Origin of the sequence: Providencia zhijiangensis (genome assembly GCF_030315915.2) — a bacterium.
GTDB lineage: Bacteria > Pseudomonadota > Gammaproteobacteria > Enterobacterales > Enterobacteriaceae > Providencia > Providencia zhijiangensis.
Map to the genome: position 1 here is coordinate 183,726 of NZ_CP135990.1, position 24,291 is coordinate 208,016.

At 44.0% G+C, this 24,291-nt stretch carries 22 protein-coding genes; 5 read left to right on the forward strand and 17 right to left on the reverse strand.

The window, feature by feature from the left end:
• The 5 genes from QS795_RS00835 to proP form a co-directional block, all read right to left on the reverse strand.
• Nucleotides 1-345 (reverse strand): DUF6392 family protein, encoded by a 345-nt coding sequence (locus QS795_RS00835; protein ID WP_286271581.1) that lies wholly within the window; start codon nucleotides 343-345, stop codon nucleotides 1-3.
• A complete protein-coding gene (locus QS795_RS00840) occupies nucleotides 342-851 on the reverse strand; it encodes a DUF6392 family protein (protein WP_181477839.1) in 510 nt (169 codons plus the stop codon). The genes QS795_RS00835 and QS795_RS00840 overlap by 4 nt, the downstream gene beginning before the upstream one ends.
• The gene (locus QS795_RS00845; protein WP_318626735.1) at nucleotides 848-2,251 is read right to left on the reverse strand and encodes an S-type pyocin domain-containing protein; all 1,404 of its coding nucleotides are present in this window, start codon (nucleotides 2,249-2,251) and stop codon (nucleotides 848-850) included. The genes QS795_RS00840 and QS795_RS00845 overlap by 4 nt, the downstream gene beginning before the upstream one ends.
• Nucleotides 2,252-2,471: 220 nt before the next feature.
• Nucleotides 2,472-3,896 carry a deoxyribodipyrimidine photo-lyase gene (phrB, locus tag QS795_RS00850; protein WP_286271590.1) on the reverse strand — a complete coding sequence of 475 codons (1,425 nt, stop codon included), beginning with the start codon at nucleotides 3,894-3,896 and terminating at the stop codon, nucleotides 2,472-2,474.
• A 25-nt stretch (nucleotides 3,897-3,921) separates the two neighbouring features.
• Nucleotides 3,922-5,424 (reverse strand): glycine betaine/L-proline transporter ProP, encoded by a 1,503-nt coding sequence (proP, locus tag QS795_RS00855; RefSeq protein ID WP_108478692.1) that lies wholly within the window; start codon nucleotides 5,422-5,424, stop codon nucleotides 3,922-3,924.
• Nucleotides 5,425-6,142: 718 nt separating this feature from the next.
• On the opposite strand from proP, the gene poxB reads away from it, so the two are divergent.
• Nucleotides 6,143-7,867: a ubiquinone-dependent pyruvate dehydrogenase gene (poxB, locus tag QS795_RS00860; protein ID WP_036948406.1), complete on the forward strand. Its 1,725-nt coding sequence runs from the start codon at nucleotides 6,143-6,145 to the stop codon at nucleotides 7,865-7,867.
• Between the two features lie 81 nt (nucleotides 7,868-7,948).
• Here poxB and QS795_RS00865 read toward each other — a convergent pair whose 3' ends face one another.
• Nucleotides 7,949-8,866, reverse strand: coding sequence for a DNA-3-methyladenine glycosylase family protein (locus QS795_RS00865; RefSeq protein WP_286271596.1), 918 nt, complete (start codon nucleotides 8,864-8,866; stop codon nucleotides 7,949-7,951).
• Between the two features lie 210 nt (nucleotides 8,867-9,076).
• Between QS795_RS00865 and QS795_RS00870 the strand changes: the two genes are divergently transcribed.
• The 3 genes from QS795_RS00870 to QS795_RS00880 are packed head-to-tail and all read left to right on the forward strand — an operon-like array spanning nucleotide 9,077 to nucleotide 10,507.
• The gene (locus QS795_RS00870; protein ID WP_154626357.1) at nucleotides 9,077-9,574 is read left to right on the forward strand and encodes a DUF2569 domain-containing protein; all 498 of its coding nucleotides are present in this window, start codon (nucleotides 9,077-9,079) and stop codon (nucleotides 9,572-9,574) included.
• Nucleotides 9,575-9,602: 28 nt separating this feature from the next.
• Nucleotides 9,603-9,962 (forward strand): DUF488 domain-containing protein, encoded by a 360-nt coding sequence (locus tag QS795_RS00875; RefSeq protein ID WP_154602241.1) that lies wholly within the window; start codon nucleotides 9,603-9,605, stop codon nucleotides 9,960-9,962.
• A gap of 14 nt (nucleotides 9,963-9,976) precedes the next feature.
• Complete coding sequence (locus QS795_RS00880) at nucleotides 9,977-10,507, forward strand: DUF2569 family protein (protein WP_286271602.1); 531 nt, start codon at nucleotides 9,977-9,979, stop codon at nucleotides 10,505-10,507.
• A 48-nt stretch (nucleotides 10,508-10,555) separates the two neighbouring features.
• On the opposite strand, the gene QS795_RS00885 is transcribed toward QS795_RS00880, so the two are convergent.
• The 7 genes from QS795_RS00885 to QS795_RS00915 form a co-directional block, all read right to left on the reverse strand.
• Complete coding sequence (locus QS795_RS00885) at nucleotides 10,556-12,139, reverse strand: ATP-binding cassette domain-containing protein (protein WP_286271604.1); 1,584 nt, start codon at nucleotides 12,137-12,139, stop codon at nucleotides 10,556-10,558.
• Nucleotides 12,140-12,515: 376 nt separating this feature from the next.
• A complete protein-coding gene (glpD, locus tag QS795_RS00890; protein WP_286271607.1) occupies nucleotides 12,516-14,018 on the reverse strand; it encodes a glycerol-3-phosphate dehydrogenase in 1,503 nt (500 codons plus the stop codon).
• Nucleotides 14,019-14,276: 258 nt separating this feature from the next.
• The gene (locus tag QS795_RS00895; protein WP_036948423.1) at nucleotides 14,277-15,035 is read right to left on the reverse strand and encodes a DeoR/GlpR family transcriptional regulator; all 759 of its coding nucleotides are present in this window, start codon (nucleotides 15,033-15,035) and stop codon (nucleotides 14,277-14,279) included.
• 27 nt (nucleotides 15,036-15,062) lie between these two features.
• Nucleotides 15,063-15,908: a rhomboid family intramembrane serine protease GlpG gene (gene glpG, locus QS795_RS00900; protein WP_154602245.1), complete on the reverse strand. Its 846-nt coding sequence runs from the start codon at nucleotides 15,906-15,908 to the stop codon at nucleotides 15,063-15,065.
• A gap of 16 nt (nucleotides 15,909-15,924) precedes the next feature.
• Nucleotides 15,925-16,248 carry a thiosulfate sulfurtransferase GlpE gene (gene glpE, locus QS795_RS00905; protein WP_036948430.1) on the reverse strand — a complete coding sequence of 108 codons (324 nt, stop codon included), beginning with the start codon at nucleotides 16,246-16,248 and terminating at the stop codon, nucleotides 15,925-15,927.
• Nucleotides 16,249-16,347: 99 nt separating this feature from the next.
• Nucleotides 16,348-16,926, reverse strand: coding sequence for a Fe-S biogenesis protein NfuA (nfuA, locus tag QS795_RS00910; protein ID WP_036948432.1), 579 nt, complete (start codon nucleotides 16,924-16,926; stop codon nucleotides 16,348-16,350).
• A 63-nt stretch (nucleotides 16,927-16,989) separates the two neighbouring features.
• Nucleotides 16,990-17,673 carry a phosphoribosyltransferase family protein gene (locus QS795_RS00915; RefSeq protein WP_286271612.1) on the reverse strand — a complete coding sequence of 228 codons (684 nt, stop codon included), beginning with the start codon at nucleotides 17,671-17,673 and terminating at the stop codon, nucleotides 16,990-16,992.
• 56 nt (nucleotides 17,674-17,729) lie between these two features.
• Between QS795_RS00915 and bioH the strand changes: the two genes are divergently transcribed.
• Nucleotides 17,730-18,503 (forward strand): pimeloyl-ACP methyl ester esterase BioH, encoded by a 774-nt coding sequence (gene bioH, locus QS795_RS00920; protein WP_154602346.1) that lies wholly within the window; start codon nucleotides 17,730-17,732, stop codon nucleotides 18,501-18,503.
• A 39-nt stretch (nucleotides 18,504-18,542) separates the two neighbouring features.
• On the opposite strand, the gene QS795_RS00925 is transcribed toward bioH, so the two are convergent.
• The 4 genes from QS795_RS00925 to QS795_RS00940 all read right to left on the reverse strand — a co-directional run bounded on the left by QS795_RS00925 (nucleotide 18,543) and on the right by QS795_RS00940 (nucleotide 24,183).
• Nucleotides 18,543-18,776 (reverse strand): FeoC-like transcriptional regulator, encoded by a 234-nt coding sequence (locus QS795_RS00925; RefSeq protein WP_286271613.1) that lies wholly within the window; start codon nucleotides 18,774-18,776, stop codon nucleotides 18,543-18,545.
• Nucleotides 18,777-18,786: 10 nt separating this feature from the next.
• The gene (feoB, locus tag QS795_RS00930; RefSeq protein ID WP_286271615.1) at nucleotides 18,787-21,105 is read right to left on the reverse strand and encodes a Fe(2+) transporter permease subunit FeoB; all 2,319 of its coding nucleotides are present in this window, start codon (nucleotides 21,103-21,105) and stop codon (nucleotides 18,787-18,789) included.
• A 56-nt stretch (nucleotides 21,106-21,161) separates the two neighbouring features.
• Nucleotides 21,162-21,392 carry a ferrous iron transporter A gene (gene feoA / locus QS795_RS00935; protein WP_154626375.1) on the reverse strand — a complete coding sequence of 77 codons (231 nt, stop codon included), beginning with the start codon at nucleotides 21,390-21,392 and terminating at the stop codon, nucleotides 21,162-21,164.
• A 448-nt stretch (nucleotides 21,393-21,840) separates the two neighbouring features.
• Nucleotides 21,841-24,183, reverse strand: coding sequence for a Tex family protein (locus tag QS795_RS00940; protein ID WP_286271622.1), 2,343 nt, complete (start codon nucleotides 24,181-24,183; stop codon nucleotides 21,841-21,843).
• Nucleotides 24,184-24,291: the final 108 nt, after the last annotated feature.

The following is a 24,291-nucleotide window of genomic DNA, read 5'->3' on the forward strand; positions in this document are numbered from 1 at the left end:
CTACATACCCATAACTATTTTTTCATTAGCAATGCGAATAGGTGAACCAAAACGTTCACGCAATGACACCTCTGTCATCACTTGCTCTAACCCAAAAGGAATATCATTGGGAAACTTCCACCCATTACGCATATCATCTGGAATAACTGTTATTGTGACTTCTCTTAACGTTTTTGATGGATTATCAAAAGATAAAAAAACATATTCTTTTTTCATATCTAGCGTGACAACATCATCTCCTGAATTCCCTTGGGGCTTAGTTTTATAAGGGATTAACCCGTCATGATAAAGTTCATCATAGGTATCCCCTAACCGTTGTACTAATGCTTCAATATTTACACTCATTTGTAATGATCTACTTTCCAGCGTTTTTCCAAATTCGCTAATAATTCAAAAGTAACTTCTTGAGCAAGCATTTTCATCTTGGGGTGAAAGCTCACAATCATAGCTATAGGCTCCATAGATTGCGTTGTAATGCTTAGCTTAAATACCTCAGTTTTTCCTATAGGGATACCCAAAATAACATCTTCAGGAGCTTGTCTTATTGGATTGCCTATATGCTCATAAAACCAAACATCAGACATCACTTGTTCTAATCCAAAGGGAATTTGGTTCGGGAAAATCCATCCATTACGCTTATTATCTGGGATGAGAGTCATAGTAATCTGTGATAATTTTTTGGACGGATTATCAAATGCTAAAAATGTATATTCCTTTGACATTCTAAGTGTTAATACATCATCTCCAGAGTTGCCTTGGGGCTTAGTTTTATAAGGGATTAACCCGTCTTGATAAAGTTCATCATAGGTATCCCCTAACCGTTGTACTAACGCTTCAATATTTACACTCATTTGTATAATCCTTTTGCTTCGTTTAGTTCATGAATTTTGTCTAATTTTTCATCCAGTAATTTGCTATCGTAGCCTTCATTTTCTAGGCACTCTCGGTTAGCAGCCCAATTTCTGTCAACCGCCTCCCGTAAACTTTGCGCATCCAGTTCTTTTCGGCGTATTGATGATCCATTTTCAAGATTAACCCAACTATTATTCCGTCCTCCATAAGTTTCACTGCATTTTTGATGCACCTCTTTAGGTATCGCAATTGAAGCCACTTGATTAACCATTTTATCTAATTGTGTTTCTGTTAACGTTGAATATTTGTTTTTTAAATACATACGAACAGCTGCTTTAGACGGAAGGTGATCTATTTCATACATTCCCCCTCTTGAACGTCCGATAAAATTCTCGTAATAATCCACTTCCAAATCATCGACTGGCTCTTTTTGAAAAAACACATAGATTGCAGGTACTTCCCCTCGAGGATCGACAATCACATAATCATTAAAATCCGTTTCGTGAATAGGTACCCATTCAATCCATCCCGTTGATTGCTCGGGTATCGGACTTACGGTTATTTCTGGTTTTTCAATGTCGGGAATAGGATTTGGTAAACTCCAAATTTTTTGCGGTTCAGGTAAAGGGGTTGGTGGGGATGTATGTCCAATTTCACCACCATCATGAACGATGGTTTCCCGACGTCCGTTATCTAAACTAAATTTAACGGACTGAAAACCTAGTATAGGTTTTTCTGCGACTTCCTGAGCGGTGTAATCATTGTATTCCACCGTATTCTCTTTGAGATCCCAAACAAATTGTCCTTTAAATTCAGGGTCTGAAAATGTCGCCGTGCCATCCTCACGAATTTCAGCAAAGCGGACTCTTACCCTATCTAATCCACTTTTTTCATCCACTTCATACCCAACAATTTTCGGGTTTCCCGTCTCTTCATCTACTATGACTCGAAAACGAACACGGGTTGTTACTGTACTTTTTGCCGCGGCTATTTCTCTTAAAAAGGCTTCCGACGTATAGTCATAGGTAGATACCGTTGATGCTGAACGAGAAAAACCACCAAAAATGAGTCGCTTCTCAAAAGGACGACCAATAAAAATACGATCCATTGTCGCATCACCCACACTCGGCGAGTAAAAAAGACCCATCAATAATATCGTCATCGGGTTTGGCGCTTTAACTACCTGAGTTAATATTTCTAAGGCATCTTTCGGGGATATTGATGGTTTTGGTATTGCGGTTGTTGGTGGAGAAAGCGGGATAGATTGCGCAGGAGCAAAAGATAGCGCTCTAGGCTCCATGAAAAATCGTAGTTTCGGGACAGTGACATAAACCGTTGTCGTTGATGTTCCTATATTTGTTCGGCTACTTGCACTTCCAATGTAATTATTTTCTGGCATCCGAGCATCTCCTTTTAGCAGCAGGCTCCAATCTTAAAATGTGATGACCTTATTAAGACCATACAGTGAGATTAACTCAAATTCACCATTTAATTGATTTAGACTTAGTCTGAATTTTAGATAAGGTGGAATTATAGATTGAGAAAATAAGGATGTTTCAGAAAATGAAAAGGAAGCTTTATATCGGTATGGAGCTCGTGAAAAAATGGCGAAACTAACGCTATACAGCCCGCTTCCCTGCCTCAAACGCTTCCAACGTCATCAGCCGTGCCTGCTTATGGTCAACAATCGGGGTTGGATAATTCAGCGTGATTTGGTGAGATTCAGCCCATGTATGGGGTTCGTGAATAAATTTCTCGGGAACATCGCGAAGTTCGGGAAGCCACTCGCGGATAAACGTCCCCTGTGGGTCGAATTTTTTCCCCTGAGTGGTTGGGTTAAAAATACGGAACCACGGCGAGGCATCTACACCCGTTGACGCTGACCATTGCCAGCCGCCGTTATTCGCCGCCAAAGTGCCATCGATTAACTGGTTCATAAAGTAGTGCTCCCCTCTGCGCCAATCGACCAGCAAATCCTTGACTAAAAAACTTGCTACAATCATCCGTAGCCGGTTATGCATCCAGCCCGTTTGATTGAGTTGGCGCATGGCGGCATCTACTATCGGGTAGCCTGTTTGCCCGTTTTTCCATGCGGTAAATCCGGTTTCATCGGGGGTCCATTGAATATACTGCGTCCATTCAATAAACGGTTGGTGACGACAAAGGCGCGGAAAAGCGACCAATAGATGACTATAAAATTCTCGCCAAATTAATTCATTCAGCCAGCTAAAACCGCCACTTTCTTGGGAGTCAAAAACCTGCGGGTTCTCTGCCAATAAGCGATTCACACATTGGCGAGGCGAAAGCACTCCAAGGGCTAAATAGGGGGATAATTGGCTAGTACCATCAATGGCGGGAATATCTCGGTCGCGTTGGTAATCTTGTACGCGCTTGCTGCAAAATTGGCGTAACTTCGCTAATGCAGCTTGCTCTCCGGCAATAAATTGCGGTGAAATTTCAACGGATTGGTGAGCAAAAAGTGGAGGTGTATTTTCAACGGTTAATGCGGCTCCCCGTGGTTTGGGAGCAGGAAACGAGCGAAAATCACTCATCAGCAATTGACTCAAAAAGGCGCGGCGAAATGGGGTATAGACTTGGTACATATCCCCTTTTTGCGTTGTCACTGAACCTGGCGGAAGTAATAGCGCATCATCATAGGTGAAAATATTCAGATGTTGTGCCTGCTGGCGTAACTGTTCATCCCGCAAGCGCTCATTTAACTCGTACTGGTGATTGAAATATAACCCTGTGGCATTTTGCTGTTGGGCAAAATCTAGCAACCATTTCACGGAATCCGCAAAGGTCGCCGTGGTATGGCAAATCAGGGGAATACCTCGTTTCGCTAAAGCGTGTTGTAGCTCCACCAGGTTTTGATGCAAAAAGGCAATTTGCCTTGGTGATACGTTGTGAGTTGCCCACTGTTCTGGCGTCGCAATATAGACGCCAATCACAGTGGCAGTAGGATCCTCACACGCGAAGGTAAGCGCTTTATTATCGGTGACTCGTAGATCGTTGCGAAACCAAACTAAGTGACAAGCCGACATCGCTTTCCTCGCTGTTTTTTAAGGATTAATCTAATTTTGGGTGCTGGTTTATCAGCGACTGACGCTGTTTTTCCAGCTCGGCAATTTGTTGTTCGATATCTTCAACTTTCTGTTCGATATTGTCAAAATGCTCACTCAAAATTTCTTTTGCTTCTGCTTTATCTGAGGCCGCCGGTGTTGCACCACGTAGTGGTTTATTGGCCGTTTCTGGCATTCTAATACCGGTATACAGACCAATTAATGCAATGACTATCAGATAATATGCAGGCATATACAAGTCATTAGTCGCTTCAACTAACCATGCTGCCGCCGTTGGTGTTGCACCCGCAATTAATACCGAAATATTAAAAGCGATAGCTAATGCACTATAACGAATATGAGTAGGGAAAATAGCGGGTAAAATCGATGCCATCACCCCGGTAAAACAGTTGAGCAATACCGCAAGAATCAGCAATCCGACAAAAATTAAGCCAACAGAGCCGCTATTAATCATCATAAATGCGGGGTAAGCCAATACAATTAATCCCACGCTGCCCATGATCACGAAAGGTCGGCGACCAATTTTGTCACTGGCTAAACCAATGATTGGCTGTACAAACAGCATACCAATCATAATGGCGATAATAATCAACACACCGTGGTCGGTCGAGTAGTTCAAATTATGGGACAAATAGCTCGGCATATAGGTCAGCAGCATATAGTACGTCACGTTAGTGGCGATAACTAAGCCGACACAAATCATCAAGCTTTTCCAATATTTAGATGCAACTTCACGGAAAGAGACTTTCGGTGGATTTTGAATATTGGCTTTGTCTTGCTGCTCTAAGCTTTCAATATGTTGCTGGAATGCAGGGGTTTCTTCCAATGAATGACGTAAATAGAGACCGATAATACCCAGCGGTAAGGCTAAGAAGAACGGAATTCTCCATCCCCAATCGTGGAAGTTAGCTTCACCCACAAGGCTTGAAATCAGCACGACGACACCCGCACCCATCACAAAACCTGCGATAGAACCGAAGTCTAACCAACTGCCCATAAAGCCACGCTTACGGTCAGGGGAATATTCAGCAACAAAGATGGCTGCACCGGAATATTCACCACCTACGGAGAAACCTTGAGCCAGTTTAGCGAGCAGTAATAAGATAGGCGCCCAAATACCAATTCTTTCGTATGATGGGATCAGGCCAATACAGAAGGTACTGATTGCCATAATAATAATGGTCATGGACAACACTTTTTGTCGGCCGTATTTATCCCCGAGAATACCGAAGACAACACCCCCAAGGGGTCTAACCAAGAAAGGCACGGAGAAGGTGGCTAACGCCGCAATCATCTGAACGCTCGGTGATGCGTCCGGAAAGAAGACTTGACCCAGTACATAGGCTAAGAAGCCGTAAACACCGAAGTCGAACCATTCCATCGCATTACCCAGCGAAGCCGCTGTGATTGCTTTTTTCAATTTTCCATCATCAATAATTGTAATATCGTTGATATTTAATGGTTTTTCTTTTTTCTTTCTGATCTTCATGGAACCATCCTCTTATTTGAATTTTAAGATGTGGGTTTCCCGATCCGATTTGCTCGGACAATCTGCAAATAATGAAAATTAGTATGGATAATTAAATGCAGTATCTAAACTAATTGAATGGAGAGTAACGAATAAGCTATTTAATGTTACAGCAAAATAACTATATCAATAATGCAGGGGTAGATTGAGAATACTGCTCTTTAATATTTAATGCCAAGTTATGAAAATATATCAAAAATATCACCTTTAAATTGTCATTTATTGAATAATAATATCGCAAAAATGGTAATTTGTAAAATCGAGGGAAAGATTAATACTATTTTAGCTGAAACTTTTTGGTTGATTTTCAATGATATTTATTTGTTTTTATTGGAATTTATCTGATCTGTTTTTCGATGGTTTATAAAACGGTTGATGGGTATGAAAAGTGAGTCTGTAACGAAAAAATAATTCCCACATTCAGAGGTCATTTCGTATTGAAACGGCACCGTCTTTTTGTGACTTTATATTTGTCCTGATATTGCTGTCTTCTTTCGATATTCGCGGATGAATATCTTGTTCTGTTTTTGAATGTACTGCATTGGTAGGAATGGGGAATCGATTTAGTTAGAATCGAATACATATTATTAAGTGTATTTGAAAATCAGCACCGCTTGTTAAATATGTCATTGTTAACAAGAATACATTGAATTTAATCCGACTTAAAAAGAGTGCCATTATGAAAAAACAGAGTATTGCATCCTATATTGCGAAAGTACTGGATAACGCAGGTGTTAAGCGCATCTGGGGAGTCACTGGGGACTCATTAAACGGTTTAACAGATAGTTTACGTAAACAAGGGGCTATTGAGTGGTTAGGTACCCGTCATGAAGAAGTGGCTGCATTTGCCGCGGGCGCAGAAGCGCAACTAACGGGTGAGTTAGCGGTGTGCGCGGGTTCTTGTGGACCTGGCAACATGCACTTAATCAACGGGTTGTATGATTGCCATCGTAACCGTGTACCTGTATTAGCCATTGCTGCGCATATCCCATCGAGTGAAATCGGTAGTAATTACTTCCAAGAAACCCACCCAACGGAACTGTTCCGCGAATGTAGCCACTATTGTGAAATGGTGACTAACCCTGAACAAATTCAACAAGTTTTGGGCATTGCGATGCGTAAAGCGATCCTGAATAAAGGCGTTTCTGTTGTCGTTATTCCGGGTGATATCGCCCTGAAAGATGCACCAGAATCGGCGAAAGAAGAGTGGTATCAGCCACAAGCACCTTTGATCATGCCTCAGCGTCCTGAAATTGAAAAATTAGCAGAAGCACTGAATCAGTCAGAAAACATCACGTTGTTCTGCGGTAATGGCTGTGCTGGCGCTCATGATGAAGTGGTGAAACTGGCAGAAACCTTGAATGCGCCAGTGGTACATGCGCTGCGTGGTAAAGAGCATATTGAGTGGGATAACCCAAATAGCGTGGGTATGACGGGGTTAATCGGTTTCTCATCTGGCTACCACGCGATGATGAATGCGGACACCGTTGTGCTGCTAGGTACGCAATTCCCGTATCGTCCGTTCTACCCAACTGATGCGAAAATTATTCAGATTGACCTGAATGCCGGAAGCTTAGGCTCCCATTGCCATATTGATATGGGGCTAATCGGGGATATTAAGGCGACATTGACTGCCTTACAGCCACATTTAACGGCGAAGCAGAATCGCAAACATTTGGATGGCGCACTGAAGCACTATGCCGAGGCGCGTAAAGGGCTGGATGATTTAGCTAAGCCGGGTCATGAAGGGCTGATCCATCCACAATATTTAGCCACTAAGCTGAGTGAGCTGGCGAACGACGACACTATCTTTACCTGTGATGTGGGCACACCAACGGTGTGGGCTGCGCGTTACTTGAAAATGAACGGTAAACGCCGCCTGATCGGTTCGTTTAACCACGGTTCGATGGCAAACGCAATGCCACAAGCGATTGGTGCGCAAGCGGTTGATAAAAATCGCCAAGTGGTTGCGATGTGTGGTGATGGCGGTTTCAGTATGTTGATGGGTGACTTTATTTCACTGTCGCAGATGAAATTACCAGTAAAAATCATCATTCATAACAACGGTGTGTTGGGCTTTGTGGCGATGGAAATGAAGGTTGCAGGCTTTATGACTGCGGGCACCGATTTACAGAATCCAAACTTTGCTGCGATTGCCAATGCGGCAGGTATCAAAGGCATTCGCGTTGAGAAAAGTGAAGATCTGGACGGTGCGCTGAAAGAAGCTTTTGCCCATGATGGCCCAGTTGTTGTGGATGTATTGACGGCGAAGCAAGAGCTTTCAATGCCTCCAGAGATTGAAGCGCAAGAAGCCAAAGGCTTTAGCTTATATATGCTGAAGGCAATTATGAGCGGTCGTGGTGATGAAGTGGTGCAATTGGTGAAAACCAACTGGTTGCGTTAATTGTTATCTAATCGAGTAGCACCCTAAAATTAGTATCATAAATAAATCCCCAATTCGGTGTACTGGATTGGGGATTTTTGTTTAATATCCCGCAGCGGATTGGCTGCGCCAAAGGTGGGCTGCAACCAGCGCTCGCCATGGTGCAAATTGGGCTAGCCATTGTTGGGTTTCTTTCGCAGATGGTTGCGCATCTTGGGCTAATAAGGTTTGTAGATTGCGCCGCACGGCAACATCCCCATGCAGGGAGCCATCTAGGTAATTAAATCCCCGCAGGAGACCATAGCTGACAGTCCAAGGTCCAATGCCTTTGATGGCTAGCAATTTTTCGGTGACATCATGAACATTTTCAGGGGTAACGGCGTTGTCTAGGTCTAATTCACCCGCCTGAATAGCGGCACACAGCCCGCGTAAGGCGATGATTTTTCCAAGAGAAAAACCCGCTTGCCGTAAAATTTCATCGTCCACATTGATGACTGAGACGACGGTGGGAAAGCACCAAATGCCTGATGAATGCTGCTGCCCGGCAGCTTGAATAAAACGTCGGCGGATGGCGATGGCAGCAAGAACACTAATCTGCTGGCCGATAATGGCCCAGACGAGTGCTTCAAACGTGGTGGCGGATTGATACACTCGCACACCTCGCTGTGGCGCAATCAGTTTACCCAGTATTGGGTGGGTAAGGTATTTTTCTTCAAATTGATCAACGGGTTGATTCAATCCGAGTAAATGAATCGCAAGCGTGTGTAGCTCATTTAAGGAAGGCGAAGTTTCTGCATTATCAACATCAAGCTGCAATATTGCTTGTTTATTGTCAGTGGCTTGGCCGTTAATGGATAGGCGAATTTGCGCAGCGTGTTCCTGCCAGATGATCCCTTTGCGCAAGGTGTTTTTTTCAACAATCTCGGCGATATTTTGCGGATCCCGCAAGTGAAAGGCAAAAAAATCATCAATACGGTAATGAAGTGGCAGTGATATAGAAACGGATTGCGTTGATGCCATAGTTCGTCTTCTTCTGATTTATGCTCATTTTTGGTTAATTTTTGACAAAAAACGTCAAACGCTACATTTTTAGCCGTTAGAGTATGTTAGCTTAGCAAAAAGGTGATTCAGATAATCATGTGCTAATTTAGCTTGCCCATACCTATTCAGCAAATTCTTGCGCAAGTCGGTGAGCAGATTAACTGCATAAATTAAATCAAGGATGTGAAGATGAACGCAGAAAATAATGAAATGCTCCCTGCGCCAAAGCCTAAGCCTGAATTAAATGGCATCGGTGGATGGTTAATTCTCCCCTTGCTTGGGGTGATTTTTTCGGCGCTATTTATGCCGTTTAGACTTTGGCATCATAATCAAGAAGTGATTGAATACTGGAGCGAATTGACGTCCCCAGGTTCAGATTATTTCATTCCGCTATTCAAAGAAGTGATATATTTTGAAACGGTTGGTAACGCGATTATTTACGGTACAGTTCTGTATCTTTGTTATCTCTTTTTCACTAAGAAAAAATTAATTATTAAGGTGTATGCCTTTTTCCAAATTTTTTCATTGGCTGTGATGGTTTTTGATTTGGTGCTTGCCAATCAATTGTTAGACCTCGAAATAGATTCCAATGATATTCGTGAATTGATACGAGGGTTATTTGGTTGTTTTGTCTGGGTGCCTTACTTTTTTGTCTCTGTGCGTGTTCGCAATACGTTTATTAATTAGTAAACCCCAATGACCGTGGAGCCTGCTGATGATTTACTGTAAACGAGTCTATGACCCTTGTAGCCCTCAAGATGGTTATCGCATTTTGGTGGATAGACTGTGGCCTCGCGGGATCAAAAAGGTAGATTTGCAGTGTGATGAATGGAACAAAGCGGTTGCGCCCTCCAATGAATTGCGCAAATGGTTTCATCAACATACTGACCAGTTTGAGCAGTTTGTGACGCAATATCAGCAAGAACTACAGCAAAATGATGCATGGCACGCCGTATCTGCGAAAGCGCAGCAAGGGGACATCACGTTGTTATATAGCGCCAAAGATACGCAACATAATCAGGCATTGGTACTGAAAGCTTTTATCGAAGAAAAACTCAAAGAACGTAAAGAATAAAAAAGGTTATTACTATGGATGTGAATTTATCATCTAATCCCGAATCATTGCCCGCGGCTCAAATGCCGGTGCAGAGTCATACTAAACCTCAAAAATCCCTCCAAGGGATTGGTGGCTGGCTGATTTTACCTCTGTTAGGTCAGCTGTATATGCTGGGTAATTTGGTCAAAATGATGGTGAATGATATTGCTGAGGTTCAAGGTGCTTGGTCGCTGGCAACAAACCCAGCATCGGACTTTTATATGTCTGGTTTTGCCTCTGGGTTTTATGCTGTTCAGCTCAGCCTTGGGGTGATTATCGCATTAATGGTGGGGTCATTAATTGCTGTGTTTAAAAAGAAGTCTATGGTTAAGTGGCTGTTTATCATTACGATGATGCTCTATGTTGCGGTAATTGGCGCCTCTCGCATCGCTTTTCCCGTCGCGTTTCACCTCGAAATCGACTATAGCTACATTACTAGCTTTTTTAATGGCAGTTTTTATTGCTTGATTTGGGTTCCTTATTTTCTGGTTTCTGCCCGCGTAAAAAATACCTTTGTGAATTAAATAAAGGGCTGCGAAGCACAGCCCGTACAGTTAACTATTTAACCTTTATTAACCGCCTAGTTGTAAATCATGGGTAATATTGCACTGTTCCACGAATGCTTCATCGTGAGAAACCAGTAACAGTGTCCCTTGGTAATCCCGTAATAGCCCTTCCAATAGCTGTTTTGAATCTAAATCTAAGTGATTGTCTGGCTCATCGAGCAGTAAAACAGCGGGAGGATGAGGGCTATGCGTCAGAGCTAGGAGCGTCGCTTTGAGCTGCTCGCCACCACTGAGCTGGCACAACGGCAGTAACGATTTATCCCCTCGAATACGTAACATACCCAATTGAGTGCGCCACTGCTCTACGGAAATCGCTGGCTGATATTGATAGAGTGCCTCGGCAACTGGTAATGACTTCTCCAAAAGATTCAGATGTTGGTCTAAATAGCAAAAATCACCGCTGATGCGGCACTCTCCAGACAGCGCCTGCAACTGATTTGCCAACACTTTTAATAAGGTAGATTTTCCCGAACCATTGCGACCTTGGATGTGCCAGTGTTCACCGCTATAGGCGGTAAATGAAAGTGGCTTCGTTTGCCCATAAGGTAGCGTCAATTGGGAGACAAAAATGCGCATTTTCCCGCCTTCGCTTTGGTAATTGAGTACCATTTTTTGCGGCTGAATATGGCTGACTTTGTCTTGATTCTGCTGATGTTGATGCTGTAATTCGCCTAATACACGCTGGTGACGTTCCGCCACATTAGATTGCCTTTTTTCGGCTCGGTTTTTCTGCATATCGAGTAACAGTAAGGATTGAGAACCACCATAGCGAATATTTTCACCTTGTTTACGCCGTTGGGCGGCTTTTTGTAGGGTGGCTTGCTGCTGTTTTTTCTCTTGGCGGATCTGTTTTTCAAGCTGTTCGCCTTCTGCTTCAATGGCATTGATAGCAAAGGTTTTTTGCTCATCATACAGGGTGTAATTTCCGCCGTATTCCACTAAGCCTTTGTCGGTTAATTCAAAAATAGCGTCCATCTTTTCAAGAAGATGCCGGTTATGGCTGATGACTAAACAGCCGGCTTTGTGCTGACTGAGTTTTTCACTTAGCCATTGGCGTCCTTGTTGGTCAAGGTGGTTGTCGGGTTCGTCGAGTAAAAGAAAATGGTCAGTATGTAAAAATGCACGACATAGTGCTAAGCGAGTGCGTTCACCGCCGCTCAGTTGTTCAATAGGGGCATCCATTGATGCTGTTAGCTGCGCAGACGCTAGCAGCATTTCCCATGTTGCAGGCAGATGCCAATTATCTTCCGTTAGCTCGAAATCGGTCATGGTGCCAAGACCTTGTTCAATGCGTGAAAAGGCTTGCCAAAGTGCATCAATACCTAGTGCTTGAGCAAGGGTATTACCCGTTAAGCGGTTGAGTTGATCCACATGAATTATCGGTAAATGCCAATCAACTTTGCCGTGAGTGGGGGGGAGTTGTTGGGCAAGTAATCGCATTAATACGGATTTTCCACGACCATTGTGACCAATTAGCGCATTTTTTTGGCGAAATAAGCTACTACTCAATGGTGGAAAGAGTGCGGATTGGTCGAACTCGATGGTTAATTGTGAAAAATGGCATGCGAGAGTAGGGTTAGCTATTGTCATAGAGACCTCCAAATAGAGGGGGCAGACAACATTACGCTATCTTTCGCACTAGTATTTTTCGACGCATTTTCTTTTAAAAAGCATATTTCGAAAAAGAAGCGATGAAAACTGTGTCTGCCAAGAACAGAAAAATAATGACCTTAAACAAGGCATTGTGGATATTTTCTGGCAGTACTTAGTTCATCGTCGGAAAGGCTCACTTTAGAAGAGGGCAAAATTGCGTGTGAATTATAAACAGAATTGTGAAGAAGAAGCAAGGTAGATAAATTGAAGAGGGTCTGAAGGTAAAAGCGCCAGTCTGTGGGCACAGATAGGCGCTTTTGGTACAACAACGAGTTTTTTTACGATTCTATCTTACTGCGTATCTCTTACGAGATTATGCTGTCACAGCCACTTTTGTGTGCTCTGCAAGCCATTGTGCAATGCGCTGTTTCTCAGCGTCGTTCAGCCACATGCCCAATTTGGTACGACGCCAAATTGCATCGTCTAATTCTACAACCCACTCATTTTCGACTAAGTAGCGTAATTCGGCTTCATAGACGTTTGCGCCGAATGCTTCACCTAAATCAGACAGTGAGTTTGCGCCCGCTAAAATCAACTTACTGTTGCTGCCGTAAGTTCTTGCGTAACGCAGTGCTAAGCCTTCTGGGAGCCATGGGTAATGCCGGGTTAATACGCGCGCATAACCATCGCGGTCACAACCTTCGATATCGCCACCCGGTAATTGGCCGTTTTTAGTCCAAGGCTCGCCAGCATGTGGATAGTATGCCGCTAATTTACCTACAGCCGCTTCAGCCAGTTTACGATAAGTGGTTAATTTACCACCGAAGACTGACAGCAATGGCGCTTTACCATCTTCATCGTGAACATCTAAAGTGTAGTCACGAGTGATAGCTTGTGGAGAGTCTGACTCGTCATCACACAGAGGGCGAACACCAGAGTAATCCCACACAATATCTTGTTTGGTCAGCTGTTTTTTGAAGTGGTCGTTATACACTTTCAGCAGATAATTGACTTCGTTTTCGTCAATTTTCACATCTTTAGGATCCCCTTTGTATTCAACATCGGTGGTACCGATAATTGAGAATTCATCCATCCAAGGGATCACAAAGACGATTCGGTTATCTTCGTTTTGCAGGATATAGGCTTGTGGTTCATCGTGAGCGCGTGGAACCACGATATGGCTGCCTTTGATCAGACGAATACCATAAGGGGATTTCAGTTTTAAGCCGTCATCGAAGAACTCTTTAACCCAAGGTCCTGTTGCGTTAACTAGACCTTTAGCTTTCCAAGTATGAGTTTCGCCAGTACGTAAGTCTTGAGCTTCAACCACCCAAAGACCATCTTCACGGTATGCGCGAGTCACTTTTGTGCGAGTGCGAACTTCACCGTTTTTACGAACCACTTCTTGAGCGTTCAATACCACTAAACGCGCATCATCAACCCAGCAATCTGAGTATTCGAAACCTTTGGTTAGTTCAGGTTTTAAGACGGAATTTTGGTTGAACTTTAAGCTCTTGCTGCTTGGCAGACTAACGCGTTTGCCTAAATGATCGTACAGGAACAGGCCGATACGGATCATCCAAGCTGGGCGTAAGTGAGGCTGATGAGGTAGACGGAAGCGCATTGGGAATGCGATGTGCGGAGCCAGTCGTAATAGGACTTCACGCTCTGCAAGTGCTTCACTCACCAGTCTAAATTCATAATGTTCGAGGTAGCGTAAACCACCGTGGATCAGTTTCGAACTTGCAGATGAAGTTGCACTCGCTAAGTCTTGAGATTCAAGCAGCAGTACAGATAATCCACGCCCAGCAGCATCAGCCGCAATACCAGCGCCGTTGATTCCGCCGCCAATTACAATCAAGTCTTTCGTTTCCATGCATCCCCCTGAGATGTTCGAACCATTTTCTATAATGTTCGTTTTCGCTCATTTGATTGTAATCAAATTTTGTACGTCTGCCAACCTGTAATCCATAAAAATAACAAGCGCGTGATGCTAATAACATTTTGTGTATAAATTTAATCTGTTTAATAAATTGGCAATATGACAAAAGGATGACAACAGAATGAAAAGAAAGGAAAAAATAAGAATTGATGGTAGACAAGCTACCATCATTGAGAAGTTAAAGCTGGGGGGCTAGCAGAGCTCTAATTGAACGTTATGCTGTTCGATAACCTTTAGGATACTGGCTGGAGGTGCTTGGGTGGTAAATAAGGTATTGATTAAATTCATATTACCTAAATTCACCATCGCATTTCGGCCAAATTTGGAGTGGTCGGTAACCAACATGACATGGCGAGAGTTTTCAATAATCGCGCGCTTGGTGCGAACTTCATGGTAATCAAATTCAAGCAATGAGCCGTCCATATCAATTCCACTGATCCCCAGAATGCCATAATCCAGCCTAAACTGAGAGATAAAGTCGAGGGTGGCTTCACCGACAATCCCACCATCACGCGAGCGAACTTCACCGCCTGCGAGGATCAAACGAAAATCCTCTTTTGCCATGAGTAATGTTGCAACGTTCAGGTTGTTGGTCACGACGCGCAGGTTTTTATGATTAACCAATGCGTGGGCGACAGCCTCTGGAGTTGTACCAATATCAATAAATAGGGTTGCGCCGTCAGGAATTTGGCTTGCCACACGTTGAGCAATACGCGCTTTTTCCTCAGACCACATGGTTTTGCGGTCATTGTAGGCGGTATTGACGGAACTCGAAGGCAAGGCTGCTCCACCATGGTGTCGTAGGATTTTATTTTGTTCAGCAAGATCATTGAGGTCTCGGCGAATGGTCTGAGGGCTAACCTCAAACTGCTCGACAAGTTCTTCAGTACTGACATATCCCTGAAGACGCACAAGTTCAACAATTGCATCATGTCTCTGGGTTTGTTTCACAGCATTAGCCTCTAATTATAAAATGTTCTATTTGGAACCTTGGTGTTTAAAACTGAGCCTATTATCCCATATTCCCATCAATAATCCGATAATTAACCCTGAAGTATGTGCGGCATTAGCAATGTCCATACCGAGCAGGTCAAAGTAACCGAAGAATAACCAGATAATCGAGAATACCATGAGCCCGCGAGGGATGCCGATACCGATTTCTGGGCGACGTTCGCCAGTGATCCAAACATAGCTAACCAGTGCATAAACGACACCGGATAAACCGCCAAAGTTGTTCTCACTGAATAGGGATTGACCCCAGTTACTGAATAATGCGGAGACTAATAAAATGGTGAACAGTTTTCCTGTGCCCATTTTTTTCTCAACTTGCCCGGCCAAAAACCACCAGAGCGCAAGGTTGAAACCGATGTGCGAAATAGAAAAGTGAACGAACGCTGGGCTTATCCAACGCCACAATTCGCTTTGCTGATCACCAATAGGCCAACCTAGATAGTATAGAACGACACGGGGATCTGTCAGGGTGACCCAAAGATAGACTGCGATAGACAGCAAAATAACGGCGATAGTCAATGGGCCGGATTGCTGTTTTAAATAACTGAATGTCAGATAGTTACGATATTGAAATTGGGCGTCTGTACGACCCGTTTGCCAACTGGCTTCGAGATAGCGAGGGTCATTAGGGTTGCGCAAAAAGGCTTCTAGCTCTTGGCGAACTTGCTCCGCATGCTGCTCATCATCGAGCCAAAGTTCATAATGTTGTTGGTCGTTGGATGGATGGAATTGTAGTTGGATATTTTTTCCTGCCATATAATCGACAAACGCTTGAGCCATCCGTGGGTTTTCAAAAGAGATAATGTGGATCATAAATACGCAGTCTCGTTTAGAGCGCCGTAATGGCTTGTGGGTATTCTCGTGACCATGCCTCAAATCCGCCATTAATGCTATATACAGATTCAAAACCAATATTAATTAAGTATTGCGCCGCGCCTTGGCTGCTGTGACCGTGGTAGCACATCACCATAATCGTTTGTTCGTAATCTGTTTTTTCGACAAACGGGTGAAGTGACTCATTGGTTAAGTGATAAGCGCCTGTCGCGTGACCAGCACGAAAACTTTGGGGATCGCGAACATCGACAAGGATAGCAGTGCCATCTAACCAGTGCTGATAAGCTTGTTCGGGTGTTAGTGTCTCAAAATGGTCCATAAAATACCGGAAAGTTAGGGGATATGTCATGAAAGAGCATCCACAGACGTGCTGAGGATGCTCCGATACTCAGTAGAAAATGCGTGTGAGCAGAATCTATTAGTAGAAAGAGTGCTCGCCGCGTTGGTGCTCAGTCAGGTCTTTAACGCCTTTTAATTCACCTTCGAACATTTTCAGTAATTCTTTTTCGATACCTTCTTTCAGCGTCACATCGACCATGGAACAACCGTTACAGCCGCCGCCGAATTGCAGGATAGCAAAACCATCTTCGGTGATTTCCATTAATGAAACACGACCACCGTGGCTCGCTAATTGTGGGTTAATTTGTGATTGTAAAACGTATTCAACACGCTCAATTAATGGCGCATCTTCAGACACTTTACGCATTTTCGCGTTCGGTGCTTTTAAGGTTAACTGAGAGCCTAATTGGTCAGTGACGAAATCAATCTCAGCATCTTCTAAGAATGGTGCGCTAATTTCATCAACGTAAGCAGAGAGTTTTTCAAACTTCAGCTCTTTATCGGTGGCTTCTACGGCACCAGGAGGGCAATAAGAAACACCACACTCCGCGGTTGGTGTGCCTGGGTTAATGACAAATACTCGAATTTGGGTTCCTGACTCTTGGCTTTCCAATAACTTGGAGAAGTGAGTCTGTGCTGCTTCTGTAATATTAATCATAATCTCTTGCTCAATAATAGTTGACTGCTTTAGTTGGTTATAATACGCCCATTTACACCCATCCTACAAGGTGCGACAGAGTGACCACGCGTCAACAGTATGCGCTCCCGCACAAATCAACAATTGAGCGGCTGCATGCATGGTTGAGCCAGTTGTAATCACATCATCAATAATAGCTATGTGTAGACCTGAAACCGAAGTTTCAAGGGTAAATGCCTCTTTTAGGTTATTGCGGCGCTGCTTACGAGTTAATGAAACTTGCGCCAGTGTATCACGAGAGCGCAATAATGAATTTTGCGAATAGGCAATATTTAACCATGTGGTTAAATTACCACCAATTAATGCCATGTGATCAAATCCTCGGCGCCAACATCGTCGAGGATGGGGAGGTATGGTTATCAATAAGTCGGGTTTTTTCCATTGCTGTTGGCGATATCCATTCAGCCAATAAAGTAAAAATATCCGTGTCAGGGGGATAGCTAACTGGGGTTGATAACGAAATTTATATTGATGGATAAGCTGGCGTAATGGCGCTTGATACGGCGTTACGGTAATTAGCCTCTGCCAAGGCGGTGGCTGAACAAGGCAGCGTCCGCAAGGAAATTGGTGATATTCACACGGAAGAGCGCATTGTGGACAAACCTTCGGCATTGACGGTAACTTTTTGATACAAAAGCTGCATATCCCTTGCTGGGGAATTTTTAATAACTGCCGGCATAGCCAACAGACCCCTTCCATTGCTAGCATAGGCGAGTCCTAGATTGAAAAATCAGAATGAAAATAACAGTGAAGAGAGTGTAATCATGGCGACGCTATATTGGCAGACAGTGGGTGAAGGAAAACAAGATATTGTGTTACTGCACGGATGGGGATTGAATGCCGAAGTCTGGCAGACAATTATTCCTCGAGTGGCTTCGCAATTTCGCATCCATTTAGTTGATTTACCCGGTTATGGGCGTAGCCATGATTTTACGCCAATGAGTATTCAATCCATGGCTGATGTTATCTGGGAACAAGCGCCTAAAAATGCGATTTGGCTGGGATGGTCACTCGGCGGGTTAGTGGCAAGTCGTATCGCGCTCGATCACCCAAATGAGGTAAAAGCCTTAATCACCGTGGCATCTTCCCCTTGCTTTGGCGCTCATGATGAGTGGCAAGGTATCAAACCTGAAGTCTTACTTAATTTTGAGCAGATGCTGGCTGAAAATTTCCAGCGTACTGTCGAGCGTTTTCTGGCACTGCAAACATTGGGAACAGAAAGCGCCCGTGAGGATGCGCGTACATTGAAATCTGTGGTATTGGCGTTGCCAATGCCATCGGTTGAAGCCTTGAATATGGGGCTGGAATCTTTACGTATTGAAGATTTACGTGAGGAACTCACCCATTTACAGGTTCCTTTCTTACGCATTTATGGTTATTTAGATGGCTTGGTTCCACGTAAAATCGCAGGGAAATTAGACGAGTTGTATCCCAATTCATTATCCGTTGTGATGCGCAATAGTGCTCATGCACCGTTTATTTCTCATCCCGATGAGTTTTGTGAAACATTGATTCAGTTTGCGAAATCATTGAACTAAATCAGTGCATTTGAAGCTAATTCGCTGAAATGGAAACAACTATTTAATCTTATAGACCAAATGTGAGCAATCGTGACTCTCGGGGCATCCTTTACAACTGGTACCCGTAAGGCACGCGCTCACATCGACTTTTTCAATTTTCCCCATACTGACCAGCTTTTCAGCCATGGCATTCACCAGTGCAGCAGGGGCGTTTAGTTGAGAACTCAGAAGCGCAATGTCAGCTTGCCCATATAATGCAATTAAATCTCGGACTTGTAGCAAGCTGGCCATCGTATTTTCCTTAGTGGCAACTGTTGTTAGAACAACCTGAACACTGTTGCGCTGTTTTGGATTTAATATTGAACGTCACGCGGCTGCGCATGCGGCGTAGAGCGGTGATGAGTACAATATTAAACAGCAGCACAGCGCCAATTATGACCAAGCTGCTTTGTGGATGTTCGCTAAATGTGGCGGTTTGATAGAACAGCGCTGCGAGGCTATAAGCCACGTTTAATCCCCACAAAATAGAGAATGTCATCCAGCTTTTGTTGGTTTCACGGGCGATTGCTCCCATTACTGACACACAAGGCACATACAGCAGCACAAAGATTAAGTAACTATACGCTGCAATATCGGAACCAAATTTCGCCGCCATGGTACCCATGGAACCTGTTGCCATCTCAGCATCACCCATACTCGCTTCGATTGGGTTAGATAATGCGCTGATGGAAAATGTCTCTTTTAAGCTATCCCATGTATCCGTGACTGCTGCGCCTAACTCATCGAGCAGGTCAAAAGATTCGGCATCGAAAGGTTCGCTGGTGATCGCCTCGGCGGTGTACAGGGTATTTAAGGTTCCAACAACCACTTCTTTAGCCATTGCACCGGTGATCAAACCGACAGTTGCTTGCCAGTTATCATTGTGCACACCAATAGGCTGTAATACTGGAGTGATCACTTTACTGACGGAAGCCAGCGCAGAATCATTGATGTTGTCCACAGGCTTGCCGGATAACGAAAAGCTGTTTAGCGCGCCAATGAAAATGCTCGCCACCACAATGACTTTACCCGCACGGATCACGAAGCCTTTTAAACGTTGCCAAGTTTGGATGAGCAATGTTTTTGTATGAGGTACATGGTAGACCGGCAGTTCCATCACAAACGGGGATGCTTCACCGCGCATCAAGGTATGTTTCAGTAGCAGGCCTGTTAGGATTGCCACGACAATACCGAGAATGTAGAGGGAAAACACGACGCTTGCGCCATTTTTACCAAAGAACGCCGCTGCAAATACTGCGAAAATAGCTAAGCGAGCGCCGCAGGACATAAACGGCGCCATCAGTACGGTGATTAAGCGTTCACGAGGTGCATCTAAGGTGCGTGCACCCATGATGGAAGGCACGTTACAACCGAAGCCAACAATCAAAGGAACAAAGGATTTACCCGGTAAACCAAGAGATTGCATCAGTCTATCCATCACGAAAGCCGCTCGAGCCATGTAGCCGGAGTCTTCCAAAATAGATAAAAACAGGTACATCATACCGATTTGTGGTACTAGTGGCAGAACCGTATTGATACCACCGCCAACACCTTGAGCAAGGAAAACGGTCAACCAATCAGGGAAGTTTGCGGTTGCGCCAATCCATTGAATACCATGAATAAAGATGGCCTCAGACGCCCCTTCAAAGAACGGCTGTAAAGCGCCACCGATATTGATCGCAAGGACGAACATCAGGTACATCACGAACAAGAAAATTGGCACACCAAGCCAGCGGTTCAAGATAAATTTATCCAGCGCTTGAGTGAGTTTATTCGGCTCAGCGGCACTGTTATTAATCGCGGCGTTACAAATTGAGGCAATGGATTGATAGCGAGCATCTGCAATGAGTAACTCAGGCTCTTCTTGCAAGGTCTCTTTGAGTTTAAGGCGAGTTTCAGCAAATACTTGTTCGGAGATATCAGCCCGCTGGCGGCTATAAATATCGCCTTCTAAAATTTGGAGAGCTAACCAACGGCGCTGCTGCTGACTAAATTGCTGAGCAGAAATTTGCTCTGAAAGCATATCCACGGTTTGTAACAGTTGTGGTGGATATTGCACTAAGGCTTGTTGGCTATTTTTAGGATGGCTATCAATCGCTTGTTTGAGCTGTTCAAGGCCTGTTGCACGGGTAGAGACCATTGGAATTACAGGGCAACCTAGCTGCTTTTCGAGCTGTTTTACATCGATATCGATATGTTGGCTTTTGGCTATATCCAACATGTTCAGTGCGACGATGCAGGGAACACCTAGCTCAACAAGTTGTAATGTCAGATATAAATTGCGCTCGAGGTTTGAGGCATCCACCACGTTGATCAACATGTCGGCTTCGCCACTTAAAATAAAGTAGCAGGCGATTTGCTCATCGAGGGAGGTTTGCTCTGAAATAGTCGTAAGGGAATAAGTACCTGGTAAATCAACAAGTTCAATCTTGTGTTCAGGGGTGTGGAAGCGTCCGACTTTACGTTCGACGGTCACTCCTGCCCAGTTACCGACGCGCTGACGTGACCCGGTTAACTGGTTAAACAAGGTTGTTTTACCAGCGTTAGGGTTGCCAATAAGGCCGATAGTTAATGGTTTCATAGTGTGTATGCCAGTCGTGAAAATGAAAATCTTTATTGGAATTAATCCAAAAATAATTAGTTCGTTTGCGCTTCATCTAAATTAATGAGTGCTAAATCTTTTTTGCGTAATACTAAGCTGACGCGATGAGTTTCAATTTGCACAGGATCACCAAACGGCGCTACGCGCACAACTTTGAACACTGAGCCTGGGAGCAGACCAAGGGAAAGCAGTTTTTGGCGATAGGCTGGACTTATCTCTGGTGAAAAGCCAAGTATTTTATAACTGCATTGAGGAAGTATGGACATAGTACCTTCCAATTACGGTTTATTCTGTTGATTTAACATGAAAATTACGATGTTAAATTACAGAGAGTGTTATTAAGAATAATATTGATAATTATTATTATAAAAGTGGTTATCTTTAAAAGAAATAGAGTGGAAGATAAAATTAAATCTAATTAACAATGAGAATCATAATCATCTACCATGGTTATATTTAGCCTCTTTTTCGGGCAATATTAAATGATGTGGATCAAAAAGGGATTTAGTTGGTGGAGTTTTTTAAAACTAAAATGCAGATGTTAGTATTGTTAATTAATATAATTAAATAAGACAAAGTGCAGATAATAAATTGAATTAGTTATTTAATTTATTTTTATAAGAAAAATGGAATATGTTTAAATTAAATACTGAGAGATGATTAAATGCATTTTAATAAATGCCCTTACCGATGAAATGGCAAGGGCATCATGGCTTAGCGTTTTTTACCAAAAGCGGCAGCCAGTGCATCACTCATCGCACTGTTGCTAGACGCCGCAGAGTTAGATGATGAATTTCCTCGTGCATTCCCTCGCGAAGCAGGGGCTTTGCGGGTATTTCTATCTTGCGCTGGAGCCGCACTGCGAGGTGCGCTGCTACCTTCACCCGCTTGCTCATCTAAGCGCATAGTGAGCGCAATACGCTTACGGGCAATATCCACATCCAGCACTTTGACTTTCACAATGTCACCGGTTTTGACGACTTTGTGAGGATCTTCAACGTAGCTGTTTGAAAGGGAAGAAATATGCACCAGACCATCTTGATGAACACCAATATCCACAAATGCCCCGAAGTTAGTGACGTTAGTCACTGCACCTTCTAAGATCATTCCCAGTGTTAAGTCATTCATTGTTTCGACACCGTCAGCAAAGGTCGCCGTTTTAAACTCAGGGCGTGGGTCACGACCCGGTTTTTCCAGCTCTTTAATGATGTCAGTAACGGTAGGAACCCCAAACTGTTCGGTGGTAAATTCACGTGGACTTAAGCCATTTAATACCTGTGAATTGCCCATAATCTCTTTCAGCGGCTGGCGCACAGCTTCAAGAATTTTTTCAACAATTGGGTAGGCTTCTGGGTGAACCGTTGAGGCGTCCAGTGGGTTATCCCCATTGGTGATACGCAAGAAACCAGCACACTGTTCAAAGGCTTTTGGCCCTAAACGAGCAACTTTAAGTAACTGTTTTCTATCATTGAATTGACCGTTAGCATCGCGCCAATCAACAACGTTTTGCGCGATCATTTTGCTCAACCCTGCAACACAGGTGAGTAGCGCAACAGAGGCGGTATTCAAATCGACGCCGACGGAGTTTACGCAGTCTTCAACGACCGCATCTAACTTACGGGCTAGCTGAGTTTGGCTAACATCATGTTGGTACTGGCCGACCCCGATAGATTTCGGGTCGATTTTCACCAGCTCAGCTAGCGGGTCTTGTAAGCGGCGAGCGATAGAAACCGCGCCACGCAAAGAAACGTCTAAATCAGGAAACTCTAATGCTGCCAGCTCAGAAGCAGAATAAACAGAGGCGCCTGCTTCACTGACAATCACTTTTTGTGCCGTGACGTCAGGGAACTGTTTTTGTACTTCAGCAAAGAAGCGTTCGGTTTCTCGTGAGGCAGTTCCGTTACCAATCGCGACCAGCTCGACGTGATATTTTTGACATAAGGCTGCCACAATAGCAGCCGCTTTGGCAGCTTGGCCTGTGTGCGGGTAAATGGTATCTGTCGCCATTACTTTACCCGTCGCATCAACGACCGCTACTTTTACACCGGTACGTAAGCCCGGATCGAGCCCCATCGTGGCACGCATACCCGCAGGCGCTGCCATCAATAAATCACTGAGATTACGAGCGAATACGTTAATTGCTTCTTCTTCCGCTTTCTCGCGCAGGGCGCTCATGATTTCAGTTTCTAGGTGCAGTAACACTTTGACTCGCCACGTCCAGCTGATGACAGCTTTACGCCATTGGTCTGCGGGGGCATTATTCAAACGCACATCTAAATGACGCGTAATAATTTCTTCGCAATAGCTCTCTTTTGGCGGCTCTTCAAACTGAGGATCACAGTTGAGGGATAACTGCAAAACACCTTCATTGCGACCACGGAACATGGCCAAAGCGCGGTGTGAAGGAACGTGAGCAACCGGTTCATGGTGATCAAAATAGTCACTAAATTTCACGCCTTCAGTCTGTTTGCCATCAGCAACAACAGAAACAATGTGCGCATTTTTCCAAATATAGTCGCGAACTTTTGCTAATAAGGAAGCATCTTCGGCGAAACGCTCCATTAGAATGTAGCGAGCACCATCTAAAGCGGCTTTGGTATCCGTGATGCCTTTATCTGCGTCAACATAGCTTTGTGCAAGTGTATCCGGTGATTGGCTCGGATCGTTCCACAACGTATCCGCTAAGGGTTCTAAGCCCGCTTCGATAGCAATTTGTCCACGAGTACGGCGCTTTGGTTTGTAAGGAAGGTAAAGGTCTTCGAGTTCGGTTTTATTCAGCGTTGTGTTGATGGCAGAAGCGAGTTCTGGAGTAAGCTTACCTTGTTCATCAATGGATTTTAAAATGGTTTGCTTACGGTCGTTTAACTCTCTCAAATACCCTAAACGGCTCTCTAGCTGGCGTAGCTGAGTGTCATCCAATCCCCCCGTAACCTCTTTACGGTAGCGGGCGATAAATGGGACGGTATTGCCTTCATCCAATAATGTAATGGCTGAAAACACCTGTTTTGGTTGGGCTTGTAGTTCGGCCGCAATAATTTGGCTTAGAGTTTCATTCATGTCGTGTTTAAATACCTACTCAAAGAACAGTGAAAATAGACTGCACAGTTATACTTGCTGGTAGACAGAATTGCCAGACAGAATTTTTGCCTAGTGGTAGGCAAGTCG